2 protein-coding genes are annotated in these 770 nt (G+C 69.0%); both read left to right on the forward strand.

The annotated features are described in order from the left end of the window. Positions 1 to 473, forward strand: a 473-nt coding sequence (locus A5736_RS16585) for a bifunctional ornithine acetyltransferase/N-acetylglutamate synthase (RefSeq protein WP_175611307.1), incomplete at its 5' end; no start/stop codon positions are given. A gap of 2 nt (positions 474 to 475) precedes the next feature. After that, a partial coding sequence (gene argB / locus A5736_RS16590) for an acetylglutamate kinase (RefSeq protein WP_217695758.1) occupies positions 476 to 770 on the forward strand: 295 nt, incomplete at its 3' end.

Consider the following 770-nt stretch of genomic DNA (forward strand, 5'->3'; position numbering starts at 1 on the left):
CGGGCGCCAGCGGGATCGCGCCGCCGCAGGCCGATCTCGACGAGGCGGTGCTGCGGGTCTGCGACGACCTGTGCGCACAGCTGCAGGCCGACGCCGAGGGCGTCACCAAGCGCGTCACCGTGACGGTGACCGGCGCGGCGTCCGAGGACGACGCGCTGATCGCCGCCCGGGCGGTCGCCCGCGACAGCCTGGTCAAGACGGCACTGTTCGGGTCGGACCCCAACTGGGGTCGTGTGCTCGCGGCCGTGGGCATGACCCCGGTCGCCTTCGAACCGGATCGAATCAACGTGTCGTTCAACGGTTCCGCGGTGTGTGTCGACGGAGTCGGGGCCCCCGGCGCGCGCGAGGTGGATCTGTCGGGTGCGGACATCGATGTCACCGTCGACCTGCGCGTCGGCGACGCCTCTGCCGCCATCCGCACCACCGACCTCTCGCACGGTTACGTCGAAGAGAATTCGGCCTATAGCTCATGACCATGAAGATCGAAGAGTTGACCACCGTGGTCAAGGCGCAGGTGCTCGCCGAGGCCCTGCCCTGGCTCAAGCAGCTGCACGGCAAGATCGTCGTGATCAAATACGGCGGCAACGCGATGACCGACGACACGCTGCGGCACGCCTTCGCCGCCGACATGGCCTTCCTGCGCAACTGCGGCGTCCATCCCGTCGTCGTGCACGGCGGCGGGCCGCAGATCACCGCGATGTTGCGCCGCCTCGGCATCGAGGGCGACTTCAAGGGCGGATTCCGGGTCACCACACCGGAAGTGCTCGACG

It is taken from the genome of Mycobacterium sp. SP-6446 (assembly GCF_001954045.1).
Classification (GTDB): domain Bacteria; phylum Actinomycetota; class Actinomycetes; order Mycobacteriales; family Mycobacteriaceae; genus Mycobacterium.